This window comes from Clostridium sp., from assembly GCF_051656525.1.
Lineage (GTDB): Bacteria > Bacillota > Clostridia > Clostridiales > Clostridiaceae > Clostridium.
The window spans coordinates 21,344-37,592 of sequence record NZ_JBOGCC010000093.1 but is presented as its reverse complement, the minus strand read 5'-3'; the positions used below and the strand labels follow the sequence as shown (position 1 = coordinate 37,592).

Here is a 16,249-nt window from a genome sequence, read left to right as displayed (position 1 = left end):
GTTATAATGTCGTTAGTTTTACTGATTATTGTGGTTGTTAGTTTACCAGCTATGGCATTAAGTTGGGTGTCGCTATTTGTATTCCCAACTATTCCATTAAATTTTTGGCAACTAACAGTTGCGTATGTAATCTTGTTTGCAATATTTGGGTCAAAATCAAATACTATTTATAAAATTAAAAAATAAATCTTGACAAATTAGCACTCTTGGTGTATCATTGTGTTATAAAGGAATCGGGAGATGATATATATGACATATAGAGATATATTAAGAGTGCAACAATTTTTAGAGTCAAAAGAGTTAAAGATGTTAGTTAAAAAGTATGTGGTAGAAGAAATGAATCCTAAGAACGAGGAATTTGAGTATTCAATAAAAGATATTAAAATTACGACTGTTGGTTTTTATATTGAAGTTTCATTAAGAGAATATCAGCACAAAGAAGTATTTGGAAAGGTTTTAGTTTCTATGGAACAAATAGAGAAAATATTAGGAGCGTGGTAGGTATGGAATTTAGGTTTGAAGATTTGACAGAAGAGGAATTGTTAAAGGGATTAGAAAATTTATTTGCACACAAAGAAGACGAGGAGTAAAATCCTCGTTTTTTATTTATTATATTTCTTTTTGTAAATAAATAAAATAAATCTTGACACACATTACAAAGTGTGATAAGATGTATTTATGTAAAATAAACAAACAGGGAGTGATAAAAATGGCAATTAAATACGTTGTTTTAACAAAAGACTTAATAAACTGGGAGCATTTTGGAAAGTTGAGCTTGAGTTCGAAGTGGGTTTTTGGAGAGTTTGTGAGGAACACAAAGAGGTTTCAAGTTATTAAGACTTTGTTATCTGAAGATAAAGAGGAGATTTTTGTGTTACACGATGGTTTAAAAATGCCTAAGAGGTTCACCAGAGATTGGTCTGATAATAAATTAGTAAAAATTTAGCTTGACAAATTGACAAAAGTGGTTTATACTTAGTTTATAAAATAAGTTTAGGAGGAAATAGATGGCTAAAATTACAAGAGATAAGTTTTTGGAAGAAGCTGGAAATATAAAAGGAGTAAAACATATAGAGTTTAGTGGTGGTAGTTATAAAATAGAGCTTGAAGATGGTTGGTGGTTTATAAAACCATTTGATGGGAAATATAGTAATTATGAATGGTGCTATATCAAAACGATGGAGTCTTGCAAACTACAATTGGAGACAATGCACTATGTTGGAGATAAAGATATAAAAGAGTATGCAGATTTAATAAAAATTCAATATGAAATAAACAAATCAAAGTGGACTTGTAATTATGAAATTAAACGAGCTGAAGAATCTATAAAGTCAAACAAAAAGCGTTTAGAAGAATTAGATATAGAGCTTAACGATATAGAAAATAAGTTAAAAAGTTTATAGGAGGTGTATATGTTAACTAAATTATATGACATGAGGTTTAATGTAGAAAATAGGCTAATAATACTTAGGGACATGACCTTTTTTCAAATAAAAGAAGAATTTGAATCTACAGATGAATATTATGAAGAATTAGGATATCTTAGAGGAAAGATTAACATTCTAAATATAGTTATTAATATGTTGGAAAATGATTTAGATGATAAATATACTAAGCAAATGGAGTTTCAAGGAAAGTTGTTAAATTCTATTATAGGTAAGTTATGATGAAATATGTAGATTATGGAAATGGGATTTATTGGATATTAATAATTATAGCTTTGTTATATTTATTAGCTAAAATTGTAGAAAAGTTAGGAGGTTACCATGGATAAGAGATATTTGCTAGAGGTTTACGATAATATATCTACATTTATTTATTTTCTAAATGGAGGTTCAGTTGGTTTTATGCTTACATTTGGAGTTGCTTACGTGTTTGAAAGACAAAAACATGATATTTCAACCCAAAAGAAACTTAAGATAATGACAATAATATCTATAATAACATTAATTGTAACAAGCCTATTTTTATTATTTGCACCAAGTGTAGTATTAATGGCGAAATTGTTAGGAATAAAGTATTAAGGAGGAAGGTATGTTGTATGAAATAAATTTATGTGAATATGAAAATAGGTATAGTTTGATTGTAGAGTCAGATGAAGTTATAACAGAAGAAATGGTTATCAATGAGTTGAAAAGTATACATAAGAATAATAGAGAAGAAATATGTTACCTAAAATTTTCAAAAGATGTCAAAGGCGATGAAGAGTTAATAAAGGAGTTTAAAAGAGAGACAAAGTCATTTCACGATTGGGTGTCTACTATAAGCTTAGGAAGTTTCATAGACATGTATCATGAAGAGATAATAGAATATCTACATATAAGGTTTAAAAAGTTAGAGAATATAGAAAGAGTAAATGTAGACATAACAGAGTTATAGGGAGAATATATGGCTTTACTTATTAAAAAAGACGGAAGAATATTGTGTGCTAAGTTTTATGAAAAAGAAAAAGGAGATATTTACGTAGATGATGCTGTACATGAATGGTTGGCGAATTGCTTAGGAAAAGAATATGGAGAGCCAATCATAGGGAACTATAGCTCAGATACGCACCAATGGTTTAAGTTAAATGATGAAGATAGAAAACGTGATTTTGATTGGATATATGGGGTCTGAACAAAATAATAGTTGATAAAGGAGGAAAAATGGGATTCTTAGATAGTAAAATCAAGACATTAGAAAATGGGTTTCAAGTATTGGAGATGCCAGATAGTGTAAACTTTGCACTAGTAACCAAAGATAAATATGCAATATTTGCAAGTCAATATAGAGCATCTGTGAACAGCGAACATATAAATTTGTTTGGTGGATATGTAGATAACGGAGAGAATACCTTGATGTCACTGAAAAGAGAAATGCTAGAAGAAACTAATATAGATTACAATATATGCCTACATAAAATGGAAGTGGTGTATGTAAATAAATTAGTTTCTTCTGGAACATCTACTGAAAGAAATTCTTTATTCTTAATAGAGTTAAATGAGACTTTAGAAGAAATAGAGAAAACCCTAAAGTGTAACGATGAAAAAGAAGGGATAGCATTTAAAGCTATAAAAATAGATGAAAATTTCGAACATAAAACTTATCATCTACTCCATGGTATTAGGTCTTATGTGGCCGTAATGGCAATTATTAGGAAGTATTCATAAAGGAGGGTTAAATGAAGAAGATAATTTTAGGAATACTTCTACTATCTAATATAATATTTGCAAAAGAATTTATAGGTAAGGTTATAGGAATAACTGATACAGGTGGGGGGTATAGCACAAGATTAATTTGTGTAAATTCTAAAGGCGAGTTTATTAGCCTATATATTGGTACATGTATATTTAAAGATGATATAATGTTGGCAGATATAACAAAGATGTACGTCTACAAATCGAAAGATGATAAGTATAAATACGAAGTACATAGTAAATTAATAAAATAATAGTTTTAACAGGAGGATGTTGTGAATAAGTTTAAAATAGGTCAAAAGGTTTATAGTGCTAGAAACTATTTTAGAAATTTAGAAGTGTTGGGATATAGAGAGAAAGAAAATGAGGTAATATGTAAAGGAGAACAATGGCACGAGAACAGCAGGGATTATGCTAAAGGTTGGCACAAAGACGACTATATTACATTTTATACATGGGAGTTAAAAGACACACCTTTTGACGACAATATAAAAGAGTTAAGACAAGAGTCTAAATGGGATAAAATTATAAAAAGAACACCAACTATGTCAACTAGTTTGTCGTATATGTATGAAGACTACCTAGCAGGAGAGTTGATATTAGATGTGCCCTATCAAAGAGGCTTTGTATGGAGTTTGAAGCAAAAGCAAGAGTATATAAAAGCGTTATTTGAAGATAAAGCTAGTATATCGCCAACGATAATATTAAACTGGTCTGCAATAGATAGAGTTGGTAGATATGAATGCGTAGATGGAAAACAACGCTTGTCTACGGTTTTTGACTTTATGACTAATAAATTCCCACTTGAAAATGGAATGTACATGAAAGACTTAAATCCAAAAGATTTTAATTTCATAGTTGGACATAAAGTTAATTATACTAGAATAGAAAAATGGAATCAAACCGATTTGACATTACAAGAGAAAATAGAGTTGTTTTTAGAAATAAACGCACTTGGTACTAAAATGTCAGATGAACATATTGAGAAAGTGAAGGAGATGATAAAGTGAAATTAGGTGGCCTTATTAGAATGTTGAGACTAATTGAAAAAAGACGTAGTAAGCAATATAAAAAAGATTTTGACCCAAGATGTTATAGAACAGATTATGAATGCGACTACCCACTAAGTGCTGAAATAAACTCAATTATAGAATTTGAAAGTGGTAAGATATTTTTAAGTGAAGAAGGACTAGAAAAAGAGTATGAATTTTCTAGAAATATTAAATTGCATGATAATTGTTTTAGTATAAAAGAAGATAAAGTAGTGTCAAAAATAGGTGTAACTTGGCTGTTGGTACAAGGAGAAGATACTTATTTAATGGAAATTGGAGAGTTTGTAAAAGACAAAGGGTTTAGAACTAGGTCTGCAATGGGAGATATAACAAGAGCTATGTGGATTAAACACAAGTCAGTAGCAGAATTATATAAAAATAGGATAAATGAGTGGATAAAAGAGGACAAGAATAAGTTTGAAATATGTGCAGTTCTAGTTGAGATAGATTATGAAAATAAAACTCAAGATATAATAGACTTTTAAGGAGGCGTTTTAATGAAAATTACAGGAACTTTAATATTTACAGATGAAGGTATGTTTTCTATAGTAGCTCCACCTTGTTCAAATGGTGCTATGTGGACTGCTGAAAATTGTTACAAATATATTAATAACGAAAAAGGTTGGGAAGAACATCAAGCAGACAAATTAAAGTGGTTAGGTAAATTGGTTGACGAAAGTGTAAAGAGAGATAAAGAATGGTATTTGGATAAAAATAACTTTTTAAATACGTTTGAAGTGGAGGTATGATAATGAAAAAAGACTTTATGGTTGTAAAAGTAAATTTTGATGACGATATAAAATTCCCATATAAAAGAAAAATAGTAGATATAACAGGAAAAGAATGGGATGAAGTAAATATAATTATAGATAAAATAGTAAAAGAGTTAAACGAATCCAAAGAGTACCACAAAGAAGATGAGTGGAGAGGTAGGTTTTTAGATAAATGTATAGGTGGTATAAATTATTTATGTAGAGAATGCAATGACCTATCAATTATGAGTGGAAATTGGGACTTAGAACTATTGTTTGAGCTAGAAGTAGAGGTTGAAGAAGGTTGTGTTTATATAAATAGATAAAGTGTTCATTTTATTACCAATTGTCAAAACGAAAACCACCAAATAGAGAGGGTTTTGAAAATTAAAATAATAAACCTAAGACCCAATTTGGGTCTTTTTTATTTCCCTAATTGATTTTTTATAAAAAATGTGGTATTATTACCATAGATTAATAAAAAGGGAGATGAATTAGAGTTGAGGATAAAAGATATATTAAACGTAGCTTATTCGCCAAAAAGCAATGGAGATATGAGCAAATACGCTTTAAATTTAGCAACAAAAAATAACTTAAATATAGAACAGGAGATAAACTCTAAGGATTCGAGCTTGGATATATTAATCTTGTTGCCTAAAAAAAGGCAGATAATAGTGTTAGAATATATAAGAAAGGAATTTGAAGAAAAACCACAAATACGAGAAGACAAAAAGGAGGAGTTTCGGCTGTCTTATTTAAAAACTAAATCGTATAAACAAGTGGCTAAAATGCTACATCCAGATAATAAAGACGTTGGGAATGAAGAGGATTTTAAATTCTTACAAGAAATAAAGTCTAAATTTTGGGGAGAAGCAGAGTTTTCAACCATAGATATTTATAAAAAAGATTTTGAATCCAAAGAACTCCAAGAGTATAAGCGAATTTATTCTATGATGAAGAAAAAATATCCACATTTAAACAAACGAGATTTAGAAATAAAAGCACTGTCCGAATATTTGAAATATGCTTAATGAAATTGATGAGGTTATAAAGGGATTAGTAAAATTAAAAAAGGATAGAGAAGATGAGGTTTTAAAACCATTTTACTTAAAAATAAATGGTAGGAATTACACTAATTTTGAAAAATGGATAAGTTTTTTGGTAGATGAGAATATAAAAGTTTCTAAGAGTAAGATAATAGAAGCCTTGGCTATAACTAAACATGTGAAAATTGAGTCAGATTCGATTATTGTCGATGGCAGGAGAAGTTGTAATTACAATGGTTCAATATATTTATCATCAGATATATGTGCAACAATAGATATAGTTGTAAATAACCTACGTAGAGCTAATGGAATTAAATCTAGTTTTATAACCCAAGCGATTATGAACAATATACAAGATTTAACTAAAATTATGAGTGAACAAAAAGAACTAGAATAGACCTATGTGGTCTTTTTTATTTTTGTTAAAAATAATTTAAAAAAAGATTGACAAAATATTGTATGCGTGTTAATATGTATTTATAAAAAGGAGGTGGTTTTGTGATAGTTCCAAACCCAAAGGATTTTGAAGATATTGATGGAGATATTGAATGGTATGAGTTTTGGCAATATGTTTGCAAAAACAGGTGTGACAAAGGCAAGGATAGGTGTGACCAGTCTAAAACTTGTAACGAATGCAAAACAATCGTAGAAAAAGAATATTACGAATAAAAGATATATTTTAACACGGGAGGCAGGAATGAAATTAAAAATACACCATAAAAAGACAGTTGACGATGGCTTTGGAATATCATTTTATATGAACACAGAAGAATATCAAATTATAAAATCTTGGAATGGATATGCTTTCTCAATAAGAGAGTATAGTGATTTTACTGGACATAGTTGGTTTGAAGAAATGTGTACTTTTGAAGAGTGGGATAAACTAGCGTTGAAAATAAAAGAGATGGCAGAGAAAGGTATGTTAAGAATATAAGGAGGTAGTAAAATGATAACTGTATATTGTTGTGACGACTTAAACCAAATAAAGAAAATAAATGGAATAGAATTTATAGGTAGTGAAAAGAGAATGCAGGAAAATTTAACAAAACTTATAAAATCAAATAATAATGATATTAGAATTAAAACAGAGCAAGACACTATAATTAATATGTTAGGTATTTTAGTATATGAAAAGATATTAAAACCTTCTGAAGTTAAATGGGTTTTGTTTGATGGAGATGGTCATAGAGATGGCTCTTTTAGTGAAGAAGGTTTTGCAGACGAGCAATGGGGATTCTTTCCTTTAAGTTGGGATAGTGATAAGTTAGTTAAAGATTTAAAATAAAGGAGGAAAGATGATAGTACATTTTTATGACCAAGATGGAAATGAATGGAATTATGATACAATCAAGGACACCACAGATTGTGAGCTAGATTGTTCTTATCACGTTGTTGAAAATGGAATAATATATTTTTGTGAAGAAGATGGTGGAGTTATAGATTATTTTGATTTAATATTTTAAGGAGGGTGGAAAATAATGGAAAAGCCAAAGTTGTCAAGTGGAATGCAAATTGTAAAAGAGTCGTGGGGTATAGGAGATATTTTAAAACCTAAGTTAATATTATTGTGTATAAACGACAAAGGTGTGTTTAATATAAAACAAGGAAAAACTTATGAGTCTAATGGTGAAATAATACATAATGAAAAAATAAGAAATATATGTATTGTTAACGATATGGAAGAAGTTGGATATTACAATTTAGATAGATTTAAAATAGTATAGATAAAAATTAAACCTTAGAAGGAGGTTGTATGACAGTAAAAGAATTTAAAAAAATGTTAAATAAATATGATGAAAACCTACCAATCGAATTTATGGATAGGATGAAATACATAGATTGTGTGTATGATTTCAAGGAAGTGATAGAAGAGGAAGGTGTTATGTTAGTAATATTTAATAATTAGGAGGCGAAAGTGAAAGGATTATATGATTTAAAAGATATATTAGATAAATATAAAGAAATACACATTGGAAGATATACATTAGGGAAAACAAAAGAAGATAATGACTCAGTATATTTCTTAGATATAGATATTTATAACTACAACGGTGGTAAAACAACTAGGAGTACAATAGATTTTGACTCTGATTTTGATAAATTTGTTAAGAAAGTCGAAAAGGAAAAGGATTTCAAAGGATGTGTGTAAAATAAAACAGAGGTTTTAATAAGGAGGTTAATATGACAGTTTTAGAACTTATTGAAAAATTGGAAAAGGTTGAAAACAAACACCTTGAAGTTGAATTTATGTGTCCTAATCTTGAAGGAGAGGAAGTAGTTAGTTTAGTAGCTGAATTTAGAGATTGTATATTGTTATGTACTAATGACATGTGTGATGAGGATATAGATTTTGTGGATTAAAACGAAGATTTTATGAGGAGAGGTAGGAAATGATAAAAAAGCCTAAAATAACTAAAGAACAAAAGGAGTTAGATAATAAATTCAAAGAGTTGAATGGGAATATTGTTTATCAAATTTTGGTTTCAGACAAAGGTTTTGATAAATCTAGCAGTGAATTGGAAGAAGTGGTAAAAGAATCTCGTGGGAATGGGTTTTTGTACAAGACTAAAGATGAAGAAGTGTTTATGTATGTAGAAGGTAGATTGGATGAACTTGACAAAAATAAGGTGTATTTTTACACAGAAAACGACATTCTTGTCATAACATCAATGTCGGAAGAGAATTTAATGAAAAAAGTAAAATCTATACATAATTTTTTTGGAGAGTTGATTCAAGAGAAAGTTGAAGTGGACGAGAAAAGTGAGGAGGAAATTAATGAACAAAATGATAAAAGAAACTAAAACTTATGATAAATTACCGATAGAAATTCATTATGAGAGAGTATTAAAAGATGTAAGTCCACATCAAGAATTATATGCCGTAATTATTACGCATATAGATGACAGAATACCTTATTTATTAAAAGATGAAGAGTTAAATTTCCATCACTACAAGATGTTTGATTTTAAATTTGGAGGAGATGGTGCTTTTAATGGTAGAAAATTATATGTTACTTGTGGCACAAATAATTACATAATAGTATGCGATTGGATTCTTAATATGATGATAGATAGAATAAATTTAATTAATGAAAAATATAAATAAGAGGAGAAAGTATATGACTGTACAAGAATTAATAGATAGACTTAAAAACATAGATGATAAAAGTAAGATAATTCAGATTCCACGAATGTATGACTATTATGGATATACACAAGTTATAGATGAGATAAAAGAAGATGATGACTATTTTTATATAGGGAATATAGATTGATATGTATAAGTGGTATAATATAAATGAAAAAGGGTTAGAATTTTTACGTTCGTCAAAAGTTAACATATGTAGTGGAACGTTGGTTACATTAGGAGAAGAGTCAGTATTGTTATTAGGGCGTCTTGTCGACGATTTTGTGGTTTTAAAGTTTGCTGGTAATGGTTTAAGTGTGACTTTGAAATCAGAATATTTAGATGAAGTAAAAATAGAACAAAAGTTAGAATGTGGCAGTTTTTACATTAGAGGATATAGTATTTACAAGATTGAAAAGTCAGATTTTCCAAAAGAGTGTGACAAGTGTCACCTTCAATCTTGCTTGGTAAACAGAGTGTGCAAGGGTAAGAATCACATACTTAAACAAATACCTACAAGTCTACATTATGGAGAATTTATAGGATGTAAGAAATAATAAAATGAATTTTATAAGGAGGTTGTGGTGATAGTTATAATTAGTTTATTTATTTTTTACATGTTATATTTTTTATCTGCTTATATTGAATGTAAAAATACGAAAAAATTTATAGTAGATGAAGAGGCGTATATAAAAATAATAGAAGATAGAAAAAAGGGGTTAGATAAATTCCAAGATACAACAGATATAGTAGAACATGATGATTGGGAAATGGAATATTATTTGCAAAGATAAAAGGAATATTTTAAAAGGAGGTTGTTATGAAAAACCCTAGAAAGATAGGAAGAAAAAGATTTCTGTACTTATGTAGCGTTGTTGCACTTCTAGATAGTATAGTACATGGAGGGTTTGAGAATGAAGAGTTTAGTAGTTTTCCATATATTTATGACGATGAAGATTTAACTAAAAATGTATGTGAACTTATAGAGTATGCTAGAGCATTTGAAAGAAAGACTGGTTTGAAATTAGAGGTAAATATAGACTATATTGACAAAGATGATGAATAATTAAAAGAAAGATTTTATTAATAAAAAATAAAAGGAGAATATAATGAAAGTAATTAAATCGCCAATAAATTATAATGGTAACAAAACAAAAATAATAGAGAAATTAATAGATTTGTTTCCAAGTAAAATATCGGTACTTGTAGACCTATTTGGAGGAAGTGGAGTAGTTTCTTTAAATGCCAACGCAGAACATCACATATATAATGAGATAATACCTTATATCTCTCAAATATTAGAAGGTATTAAATCAGAAGAAGATATAGATGTGCTTGTCGATAAACTAAAAAAAAGAAGTAACAGAGAACAATCTTAATAAGGTTGACAAAACAGCATTTGAGAAATATAGAGACAAGTATAATACAGGAGAAAGAAAAAATTGGATTCATCTTTACATCTTAATGGCTTTTTCTTTTAACAACCAGTTTAGATTTAATTCTAACCATGAATACAACTCTAGTTTTGGACACCATAAAAGTTGCTTTGGATATACAACTGAAAGCAAACTTAGGTTAGCAAAAGATAGATTAGACAAAATGGATATAGTGTTTACAAATAAATCATTTGAAGATTTTGACTTTTCAGATTTTGACAAAAATGATTTTGTATATCTAGACCCACCTTATTATGGCTCTATCGGGAATTACAACGATGGGAAAAGGGGATTTAAGGGTTGGAATTTCCAATTAGAAGAAAAGATGAGAGAATTGTGTGAAAATTTAGACAAACAAGGTGTTAGATTTGCATTATCCAATAACTTGGCTGTAAATACAACTTTAGAAGATTGGGCTATAAAAAATGGGTTCTCAATAACGTACATGGACTTAGACTATAATAACTCAAACTATCAAAAGAAAAATAAAGTAAAAGACATAGAGGTTGTAATAAGAAATTATAAATAAAAGTTGAGTTTCATCACGAGAGTGCTAAATAGCACTCTTTTTTATTTATTAAAATTTTTTAAAATAAATATTGACAAACTTTTACATAAATGTTATACTTGTGTTATAACAAATCAAGGAGGATGTAGATATGAAATTGAAATCACACCATAGAAAAACAGTCGAAGATGGAATGGAGATAATATTTAAAATTAAAGCTTTTAAATATAATATAATTGTAACTAAGATTATGGATAAAAATAGATATGACATAGGAAGAGAAGAAAGCGATATGGGAGGTAACACTTGGTTTGAGAATATAAAAGAATTTTACTCGTGGAATAATGTTGTAAAGTTTTTTGAAGAATTAAATTAAATAGGAGGATGAAATGTAATGAAATACGGCCATAAAGAGAGTGGATTTGAAAAATATACATTTAAAGAAAAAGAAGTAAGAGTAAGTTTAGAAGAAGAAATAAGTAGAATGGAGTCATATTTACATAGAGAGTATAGATATCCAAGAGATGTGATTGAAAATCACTGTTCTGGCAATACTTTGATTGAAAATGCTCATAGCTATTTGTATTGTTCAATACATAAAGAAATAGAAAGTTTGTGGAATGTTTATGAAGGTGGAATTTATGATGATTACGATTTTTATTCAAACAGACTAGCTTATGCATACTGTAGAGCACGTTTACACATATTGTCATACCTTACTTTATATAGAGACGAGTTAAGCGACAAATGTATTGTTGACTATGTTGAAACAGAAGATGAGGTTATTGCAACGGTAAGGCCTACCAAAAAAGCTATCGGTCATGCAGAAGACTTAATAAGAAGACTAACAGACAAAGTGCAGTTTTCTAAAGATATATTTAAAAAAATACCTACAAAAATAAGAATGCAGAAGACAATAAAAAAGATGGAGCGATAAAGCGAATAAAATCAAAGTTTTAACACAATGAGGAGGAAATAATGAAGAAAATTTTATTAGGTTTGTTTATGTTTGGACAATTAGCTTTAGCTAAAGGTATTTTTGTTGGAAGAATAGTTGGCATTGGTTCTAGTGGGTACTCTGGAAGCTCTCATTCTGAATTTGTAATAATGGATTCAGATGGATTGTTTAAAACAATAAGCATTAGCGAAGTTAAATACGAAGACTCTTTTTTATATAAACAAAATGCAACCATTATAGGGTGTAAGGTTTTCAAGGTAGATGAAGAAGTAAAGGTAATAGTTGATGGGAAAAATATAAGAAATATAAAATATATAATATCAGATGGTAAATAAAAGGAGTTGATATGAAAAGAGAAACTATAAAATCTATTCCAAAATACGGTGTTCATGTATGTAAAATAGACCCAAGTTATGAGCATTACGACAAAGTTCAGTACTTAATAATATCTGAAAAGTATCTACAACTAGGTAAAATAATGGAAATTTGTAAAGAAGTGGATGATGAATATGGATATATGGTATACAATCAAGAAGAAAGTAAATTTCAAAACTGTTATTATAGAATGGAAGGCAGAGGACTTCTGTTTATAGAAAAAGAGTGGGAGGATAGATATGTCTAGAAGATTCAATAAAAAGAAAAAGCCTAAGCATAAAATTAGTGGTAAATACAAACAGCGTGGAGATATAATAGCAGGAAATATTAAAATTTAAGTTTTATTGATAAAAGTAGGTGACAAATGTTTGAAATAGCTAACAATAAATACGAAGAGTTTATGAAAGAAAGTCGAAAAGGTGGACTCAAAGAAGCTTTAAAAAGAATTGAAGATAGAAAAAATAAAATAGGAGGAAAGATAAAGATGAGTATACAAGATTGGGAATCGCATGTTTTAAATAGAATAGACAAAGGTGAGGAATTAACTAGAGAACAAAGAGCCGAATTAACTTGGAATTATGAGGTAAGTAGAGAGGAAATCGAAGAGCATAGATGGGGAGATATGGTAGAGTCTATTATAGAAATACAAGGTAGATTATTTTCTATGGTGTGGTTCAAAGGTGCTACTGAGAATCAAGATAATGAATATGACAACGACCCTGTAGAAGTAGAAGAATATGAAGAAGTAATAGTTGTTAAGAAATATAGAGTTAAGTCTAAATAGAATATGAGTTTTAAAAGGAGAGCGTATGAGTATAAAAGAATTGTTAGACAAGGGCTATGGTATATCCAAAGGAAGATATAAAATATTAAAATACGATTACCAACGAAGATACAATAAAGGAGAATATTCACTTCATAGAATGGGTATGGGTGGTTGGAACGAAGTTGGATGTAAAAAGGCGTGGGAAGAGTTTGTGGAATATGTTGAGTTTGTAATTGGCGAGAAATTCATAAAATAGAGGAGGAATAAAATGAAAGAATTAGCTTATTCGATGTGTGGTGAGTATTATAGTTCTGTAAAAAACACGGATGACATTAGTAAAATAATCAAAGATTTAATAGACAATATGGAGCTTGACTATTATTTTGAAGAAGATGGTTACGCAGTAGTACATATAGGAGAAATAAATAATTATAAAGATAAAGGCTCGGATGCTTATTCAGACGTGATTGATGGAATGTTTGAAAGAGCTTTGGATGAAGGTGGAGAGTTTGCAGAGTTTTATCTAGATAGTATAGATGAGAAGTCGAAAGAGTTTTTAAAAAATGAATTAGATATTCTTTGGGAAAAGTTTTTAGATATGAGTGGACACAGAAATCCATTCTTTCATGTATATAACGCAAAGAAATATAAAGTTTTACCTAGTGGAGAATATGAAGAGATTAACGAGGAGGAATGATGAGAAAATTAGACTTTACAAATTTAAAGTTTGAACAAAAAATATTAGACAAAATACAAGAGTTAATATCTTATTTTGACATAGGAGGTGGATTTCTTGCAACATATTTCTATTATAAAATAGACGGAATAACACTAGAAGATAACGATTTAATACTATCAGAGTTAGTTTCACAAGGCATTTTAGAAAAGAAGTACATATTTTGGTGCGTAAAATGCAATGAATACGATGATGAAATGTATAATAAAGAAGAATATGAAAAATTAGATTATGTCATTTGTCCTAATTGCGAAAAAGAATATGAAGGTGATGATATAAAAGAGAGAAGAATTTTTAGAGAAAGATATGTTTTTATAGAATAGTAATTTTATTAGCGAGTGTGATGTGCACTCGTTTTTTATTTGCAAAAAATAAATATTGACAAAGACTTTGAAGTGTGATATATTGTTAATGAGGAGGTGGTGTTTATGGTGGACGAAATATATAGTCCACGAAATGAGAAGTGAGGCGTATGCCGAGCCTCTCATGAGTGTTCTTTGGTATTTTCTTTATGGTACTTTTAAATACCTTAAATACTTTTAATACCTTTATGATTTAAAGGTATAGCACACGATGTCAATGTTGTCAAGGGGTTGTTGGTAAAAATTCAAAAATGTAGCTCTAAAAAGTAGGCGTTTACGCTCTAAAAAGTAGGCACAAAAACTTCAAAAAGTAGGCGTGTTTACTTCAAAAAGTAGGCGTCATAAAAATGGTTTAAAATAGGAGGTTTTAAAATGAAGAGGATTTTTAAAATGTGGTTGGCGAATGAACTTATAAATAGGGGGTTTGAAATTGTAAAACATGAGGTGTATATAAAAAATCCTAGATTAAAAGTTTTTTTATTTGAGGATACAGAGGAATTGAATATGGCAATTATGGATATCATGAATAGTAGGTGATATCTATTTTTACTTACCAAACGAATATCAGACAAGAGGTGAAAAATGTTAAAATTAGATTTGACGAGTGAAAATTATTATTTGAGCAAAGAGGTTTTTAATCATGATTTAACTATATTAGAGATTAGAATATTATTATTGTTATCTACAAATATAGGGTTGACAGTTAGGACTATGAGCAGATGCACTAAAATATGGTGCTACAGAAAGAAACAATATACGAACAAAATGTTTTTAGATGCTGAAGAAAAAATGATTCGACTAGGATTGATTTCACAAAATGGGACTGGACTACAATTGAAAAAAGATTTTTTAATATTCAAAGACATCCAACTATTTTATTCGTGTAAAACAAGAAAACAAGTGTTTGTATTGAGTTTGAGGTGTTGGAACAAGAAGTATTCAGCACTCATAATATCTCCAGTTGTATTTTATGGAATATTTGACAATAGAACAGTGTTTAAGAGAGTATGTGAATCAATGGGATTTAAATATACCTACCAAGAGAAGTTGAATAAAATATATATACATGAAGATGTCATAAAAAATAATATACAGGATTTAAACTTAAAAACAACTAGATTTGTGCTCCCAAAGGTTGAGACATCTCATTATGGACGAATAGCACCACCAATAGAATATTTTGATTTATAACTTGACAACACTTCAAAAGTGTGATATTATTGTTGTATAAACTTAAAAAGGAGGAAATAATGACATCAAAACAATACCTAGACAACATTATCGAAGAAATCGAGTGTGAGATAAAAAAGAATCACACAAAGGCAAATTTTGGAAAGAAGGGATGTTTAAGAAGATTAGAAGAATTAAAAAGCATAATTGAAAAAGAAGAATTTAAAGCATCAATACTTTCTATATATGTTTTAAGAAACAAAGATACTGGAAAATGGTTTTATGAAGAATACACAGAAGAGTTTCATGGTGGGTCATATGATAAGTGTGAAACAGATGACTTAAACTTGCTTTTACGTTGTAGTACAAGAAGCTATGGAACTTATATAGATTTAGCAGAATCTTGGTGTAAACAACATAGTGAAAGGTATGGACTTAATCTAGAAGTAGTAGAGATACAAAGGGTTGTACAATACAAGGAGGTAAAATAATTGAAATTAGGTGACAAATTTACGACAGCATTAAACCCAACAGGAGATATGTATGAGGCTGTAGCAATAGATAACAACGTAGTTATCGCTACAAGAAAAGTTGGAAGTGAAATAAAAATGATATTTTTAAATTTAAAAACTAGAAAAAGAAGTGAGGTTGAAGATAAGTTTGACTACACAAATTCAATCAACTCAGAAGTATTTAATGAAATATTGGAAAACAAATTTAGAACTACCAAGTTTGTTGATTTAGAGAGCTGGATATCATAGTTGAAATCATCATTTTATTAAGGAG

At 29.0% G+C, this 16,249-nt stretch carries 43 protein-coding genes and 1 pseudogene; all 44 read left to right on the top strand.

The window, feature by feature from the left end; translation table 11 throughout:
• The first annotated feature begins 6 nt into the window (after positions 1-6).
• Positions 7-186 (top strand): hypothetical protein, encoded by a 180-nt coding sequence (locus tag ACRDDY_RS03730; protein ID WP_438563627.1) that lies wholly within the window; start codon positions 7-9, stop codon positions 184-186.
• Between the two features lie 63 nt (positions 187-249).
• On the top strand, positions 250-501 hold the full coding sequence (locus tag ACRDDY_RS03725; protein WP_438563626.1) for a hypothetical protein: 252 nt from the start codon (positions 250-252) through the stop codon (positions 499-501).
• A gap of 208 nt (positions 502-709) precedes the next feature.
• A complete protein-coding gene (locus ACRDDY_RS03720; RefSeq protein WP_438563625.1) occupies positions 710-946 on the top strand; it encodes a hypothetical protein in 237 nt (78 codons plus the stop codon).
• Positions 947-1,007: 61 nt separating this feature from the next.
• Positions 1,008-1,403: a hypothetical protein gene (locus tag ACRDDY_RS03715; RefSeq protein WP_438563624.1), complete on the top strand. Its 396-nt coding sequence runs from the start codon at positions 1,008-1,010 to the stop codon at positions 1,401-1,403.
• 9 nt (positions 1,404-1,412) lie between these two features.
• Positions 1,413-1,667, top strand: coding sequence for a hypothetical protein (locus ACRDDY_RS03710; protein WP_438563623.1), 255 nt, complete (start codon positions 1,413-1,415; stop codon positions 1,665-1,667).
• Between the two features lie 99 nt (positions 1,668-1,766).
• Positions 1,767-2,024 carry a hypothetical protein gene (locus ACRDDY_RS03705; protein ID WP_438563622.1) on the top strand — a complete coding sequence of 86 codons (258 nt, stop codon included), beginning with the start codon at positions 1,767-1,769 and terminating at the stop codon, positions 2,022-2,024.
• 10 nt (positions 2,025-2,034) lie between these two features.
• Positions 2,035-2,379: a hypothetical protein gene (locus tag ACRDDY_RS03700; protein WP_438563621.1), complete on the top strand. Its 345-nt coding sequence runs from the start codon at positions 2,035-2,037 to the stop codon at positions 2,377-2,379.
• Between the two features lie 9 nt (positions 2,380-2,388).
• On the top strand, positions 2,389-2,616 hold the full coding sequence (locus tag ACRDDY_RS03695; protein WP_438563620.1) for a hypothetical protein: 228 nt from the start codon (positions 2,389-2,391) through the stop codon (positions 2,614-2,616).
• Between the two features lie 29 nt (positions 2,617-2,645).
• Entirely contained in the window at positions 2,646-3,149 is a 504-nt protein-coding gene (locus ACRDDY_RS03690) for an NUDIX domain-containing protein (RefSeq protein WP_438563619.1), read from the top strand.
• Between the two features lie 11 nt (positions 3,150-3,160).
• Positions 3,161-3,430 (top strand): hypothetical protein, encoded by a 270-nt coding sequence (locus ACRDDY_RS03685; protein ID WP_438563618.1) that lies wholly within the window; start codon positions 3,161-3,163, stop codon positions 3,428-3,430.
• A 21-nt stretch (positions 3,431-3,451) separates the two neighbouring features.
• Positions 3,452-4,186: a DUF262 domain-containing protein gene (locus ACRDDY_RS03680; RefSeq protein WP_438563617.1), complete on the top strand. Its 735-nt coding sequence runs from the start codon at positions 3,452-3,454 to the stop codon at positions 4,184-4,186.
• A gap of 20 nt (positions 4,187-4,206) precedes the next feature.
• Positions 4,207-4,713: a hypothetical protein gene (locus ACRDDY_RS03675; RefSeq protein WP_438563616.1), complete on the top strand. Its 507-nt coding sequence runs from the start codon at positions 4,207-4,209 to the stop codon at positions 4,711-4,713.
• A gap of 12 nt (positions 4,714-4,725) precedes the next feature.
• Positions 4,726-4,977 (top strand): hypothetical protein, encoded by a 252-nt coding sequence (locus ACRDDY_RS03670; protein ID WP_438563615.1) that lies wholly within the window; start codon positions 4,726-4,728, stop codon positions 4,975-4,977.
• 2 nt (positions 4,978-4,979) lie between these two features.
• Entirely contained in the window at positions 4,980-5,306 is a 327-nt protein-coding gene (locus tag ACRDDY_RS03665) for a hypothetical protein (protein ID WP_438563614.1), read from the top strand.
• A 174-nt stretch (positions 5,307-5,480) separates the two neighbouring features.
• Positions 5,481-6,011, top strand: a complete 531-nt coding sequence (locus ACRDDY_RS03660; RefSeq protein ID WP_438563613.1) for a hypothetical protein — start codon at positions 5,481-5,483, stop codon at positions 6,009-6,011.
• Complete coding sequence (locus ACRDDY_RS03655; RefSeq protein ID WP_438563612.1) at positions 6,004-6,423, top strand: hypothetical protein; 420 nt, start codon at positions 6,004-6,006, stop codon at positions 6,421-6,423. The genes ACRDDY_RS03660 and ACRDDY_RS03655 overlap by 8 nt, the downstream gene beginning before the upstream one ends.
• A gap of 101 nt (positions 6,424-6,524) precedes the next feature.
• The gene (locus ACRDDY_RS03650; protein WP_438563611.1) at positions 6,525-6,695 is read left to right on the top strand and encodes a hypothetical protein; all 171 of its coding nucleotides are present in this window, start codon (positions 6,525-6,527) and stop codon (positions 6,693-6,695) included.
• Between the two features lie 28 nt (positions 6,696-6,723).
• Entirely contained in the window at positions 6,724-6,960 is a 237-nt protein-coding gene (locus ACRDDY_RS03645) for a hypothetical protein (protein ID WP_438563610.1), read from the top strand.
• A gap of 12 nt (positions 6,961-6,972) precedes the next feature.
• Positions 6,973-7,311, top strand: a complete 339-nt coding sequence (locus ACRDDY_RS03640) for a hypothetical protein (RefSeq protein ID WP_438563609.1) — start codon at positions 6,973-6,975, stop codon at positions 7,309-7,311.
• Between the two features lie 10 nt (positions 7,312-7,321).
• Positions 7,322-7,489 carry a hypothetical protein gene (locus tag ACRDDY_RS03635; protein ID WP_438563608.1) on the top strand — a complete coding sequence of 56 codons (168 nt, stop codon included), beginning with the start codon at positions 7,322-7,324 and terminating at the stop codon, positions 7,487-7,489.
• Between the two features lie 15 nt (positions 7,490-7,504).
• Positions 7,505-7,750: a hypothetical protein gene (locus tag ACRDDY_RS03630; RefSeq protein WP_438563607.1), complete on the top strand. Its 246-nt coding sequence runs from the start codon at positions 7,505-7,507 to the stop codon at positions 7,748-7,750.
• Positions 7,751-7,779: 29 nt separating this feature from the next.
• Positions 7,780-7,932 carry a hypothetical protein gene (locus ACRDDY_RS03625; RefSeq protein ID WP_438563606.1) on the top strand — a complete coding sequence of 51 codons (153 nt, stop codon included), beginning with the start codon at positions 7,780-7,782 and terminating at the stop codon, positions 7,930-7,932.
• Positions 7,933-7,941: 9 nt separating this feature from the next.
• Positions 7,942-8,175, top strand: a complete 234-nt coding sequence (locus ACRDDY_RS03620) for a hypothetical protein (protein ID WP_438563605.1) — start codon at positions 7,942-7,944, stop codon at positions 8,173-8,175.
• 32 nt (positions 8,176-8,207) lie between these two features.
• Positions 8,208-8,387, top strand: coding sequence for a hypothetical protein (locus tag ACRDDY_RS03615; protein ID WP_438563604.1), 180 nt, complete (start codon positions 8,208-8,210; stop codon positions 8,385-8,387).
• 29 nt (positions 8,388-8,416) lie between these two features.
• A complete protein-coding gene (locus ACRDDY_RS03610) occupies positions 8,417-8,827 on the top strand; it encodes a hypothetical protein (RefSeq protein ID WP_438563603.1) in 411 nt (136 codons plus the stop codon).
• Positions 8,802-9,131: a hypothetical protein gene (locus ACRDDY_RS03605; RefSeq protein ID WP_438563602.1), complete on the top strand. Its 330-nt coding sequence runs from the start codon at positions 8,802-8,804 to the stop codon at positions 9,129-9,131. Before ACRDDY_RS03610 ends, ACRDDY_RS03605 begins: the two co-directional genes overlap by 26 nt.
• A 13-nt stretch (positions 9,132-9,144) precedes the next feature.
• Positions 9,145-9,300: a hypothetical protein gene (locus ACRDDY_RS03600; protein ID WP_438563601.1), complete on the top strand. Its 156-nt coding sequence runs from the start codon at positions 9,145-9,147 to the stop codon at positions 9,298-9,300.
• Position 9,301: 1 nt separating this feature from the next.
• A complete protein-coding gene (locus tag ACRDDY_RS03595; RefSeq protein WP_438563600.1) occupies positions 9,302-9,709 on the top strand; it encodes a hypothetical protein in 408 nt (135 codons plus the stop codon).
• A 27-nt stretch (positions 9,710-9,736) separates the two neighbouring features.
• Positions 9,737-9,946: a hypothetical protein gene (locus ACRDDY_RS03590; protein ID WP_438563599.1), complete on the top strand. Its 210-nt coding sequence runs from the start codon at positions 9,737-9,739 to the stop codon at positions 9,944-9,946.
• Between the two features lie 26 nt (positions 9,947-9,972).
• Entirely contained in the window at positions 9,973-10,218 is a 246-nt protein-coding gene (locus tag ACRDDY_RS03585) for a hypothetical protein (RefSeq protein WP_438563598.1), read from the top strand.
• Between the two features lie 43 nt (positions 10,219-10,261).
• Positions 10,262-10,531 carry a DNA adenine methylase gene (locus tag ACRDDY_RS03580; RefSeq protein ID WP_438563597.1) on the top strand — a complete coding sequence of 90 codons (270 nt, stop codon included), beginning with the start codon at positions 10,262-10,264 and terminating at the stop codon, positions 10,529-10,531.
• A 16-nt stretch (positions 10,532-10,547) separates the two neighbouring features.
• A pseudogene (locus ACRDDY_RS03575) lies at positions 10,548-11,117 on the top strand (DNA adenine methylase); the annotation flags it as partial.
• A 130-nt stretch (positions 11,118-11,247) separates the two neighbouring features.
• On the top strand, positions 11,248-11,472 hold the full coding sequence (locus ACRDDY_RS03570; protein ID WP_438563596.1) for a hypothetical protein: 225 nt from the start codon (positions 11,248-11,250) through the stop codon (positions 11,470-11,472).
• 18 nt (positions 11,473-11,490) lie between these two features.
• Positions 11,491-12,033, top strand: a complete 543-nt coding sequence (locus ACRDDY_RS03565) for a hypothetical protein (RefSeq protein ID WP_438563595.1) — start codon at positions 11,491-11,493, stop codon at positions 12,031-12,033.
• Positions 12,034-12,074: 41 nt separating this feature from the next.
• Positions 12,075-12,389: a hypothetical protein gene (locus tag ACRDDY_RS03560; RefSeq protein ID WP_438563594.1), complete on the top strand. Its 315-nt coding sequence runs from the start codon at positions 12,075-12,077 to the stop codon at positions 12,387-12,389.
• Between the two features lie 11 nt (positions 12,390-12,400).
• Positions 12,401-12,676, top strand: a complete 276-nt coding sequence (locus ACRDDY_RS03555) for a hypothetical protein (protein ID WP_438563593.1) — start codon at positions 12,401-12,403, stop codon at positions 12,674-12,676.
• A 117-nt stretch (positions 12,677-12,793) separates the two neighbouring features.
• On the top strand, positions 12,794-13,213 hold the full coding sequence (locus tag ACRDDY_RS03550; RefSeq protein ID WP_438563592.1) for a hypothetical protein: 420 nt from the start codon (positions 12,794-12,796) through the stop codon (positions 13,211-13,213).
• A 25-nt stretch (positions 13,214-13,238) separates the two neighbouring features.
• Positions 13,239-13,451: a hypothetical protein gene (locus ACRDDY_RS03545; RefSeq protein WP_438563591.1), complete on the top strand. Its 213-nt coding sequence runs from the start codon at positions 13,239-13,241 to the stop codon at positions 13,449-13,451.
• 12 nt (positions 13,452-13,463) lie between these two features.
• A complete protein-coding gene (locus ACRDDY_RS03540) occupies positions 13,464-13,892 on the top strand; it encodes a hypothetical protein (RefSeq protein WP_438563590.1) in 429 nt (142 codons plus the stop codon).
• Positions 13,892-14,254, top strand: a complete 363-nt coding sequence (locus tag ACRDDY_RS03535) for a hypothetical protein (protein WP_438563589.1) — start codon at positions 13,892-13,894, stop codon at positions 14,252-14,254. The genes ACRDDY_RS03540 and ACRDDY_RS03535 overlap by 1 nt, the downstream gene beginning before the upstream one ends.
• Positions 14,255-14,665: 411 nt before the next feature.
• Positions 14,666-14,830 carry a DUF5659 domain-containing protein gene (locus ACRDDY_RS03530; protein WP_438563588.1) on the top strand — a complete coding sequence of 55 codons (165 nt, stop codon included), beginning with the start codon at positions 14,666-14,668 and terminating at the stop codon, positions 14,828-14,830.
• A 45-nt stretch (positions 14,831-14,875) separates the two neighbouring features.
• A complete protein-coding gene (locus ACRDDY_RS03525) occupies positions 14,876-15,484 on the top strand; it encodes a hypothetical protein (RefSeq protein WP_438563587.1) in 609 nt (202 codons plus the stop codon).
• A 59-nt stretch (positions 15,485-15,543) separates the two neighbouring features.
• A complete protein-coding gene (locus ACRDDY_RS03520; protein ID WP_438563586.1) occupies positions 15,544-15,954 on the top strand; it encodes a hypothetical protein in 411 nt (136 codons plus the stop codon).
• The gene (locus ACRDDY_RS03515) at positions 15,955-16,224 is read left to right on the top strand and encodes a hypothetical protein (protein ID WP_438563585.1); all 270 of its coding nucleotides are present in this window, start codon (positions 15,955-15,957) and stop codon (positions 16,222-16,224) included.
• The last annotated feature ends 25 nt before the right edge of the window (positions 16,225-16,249 follow it).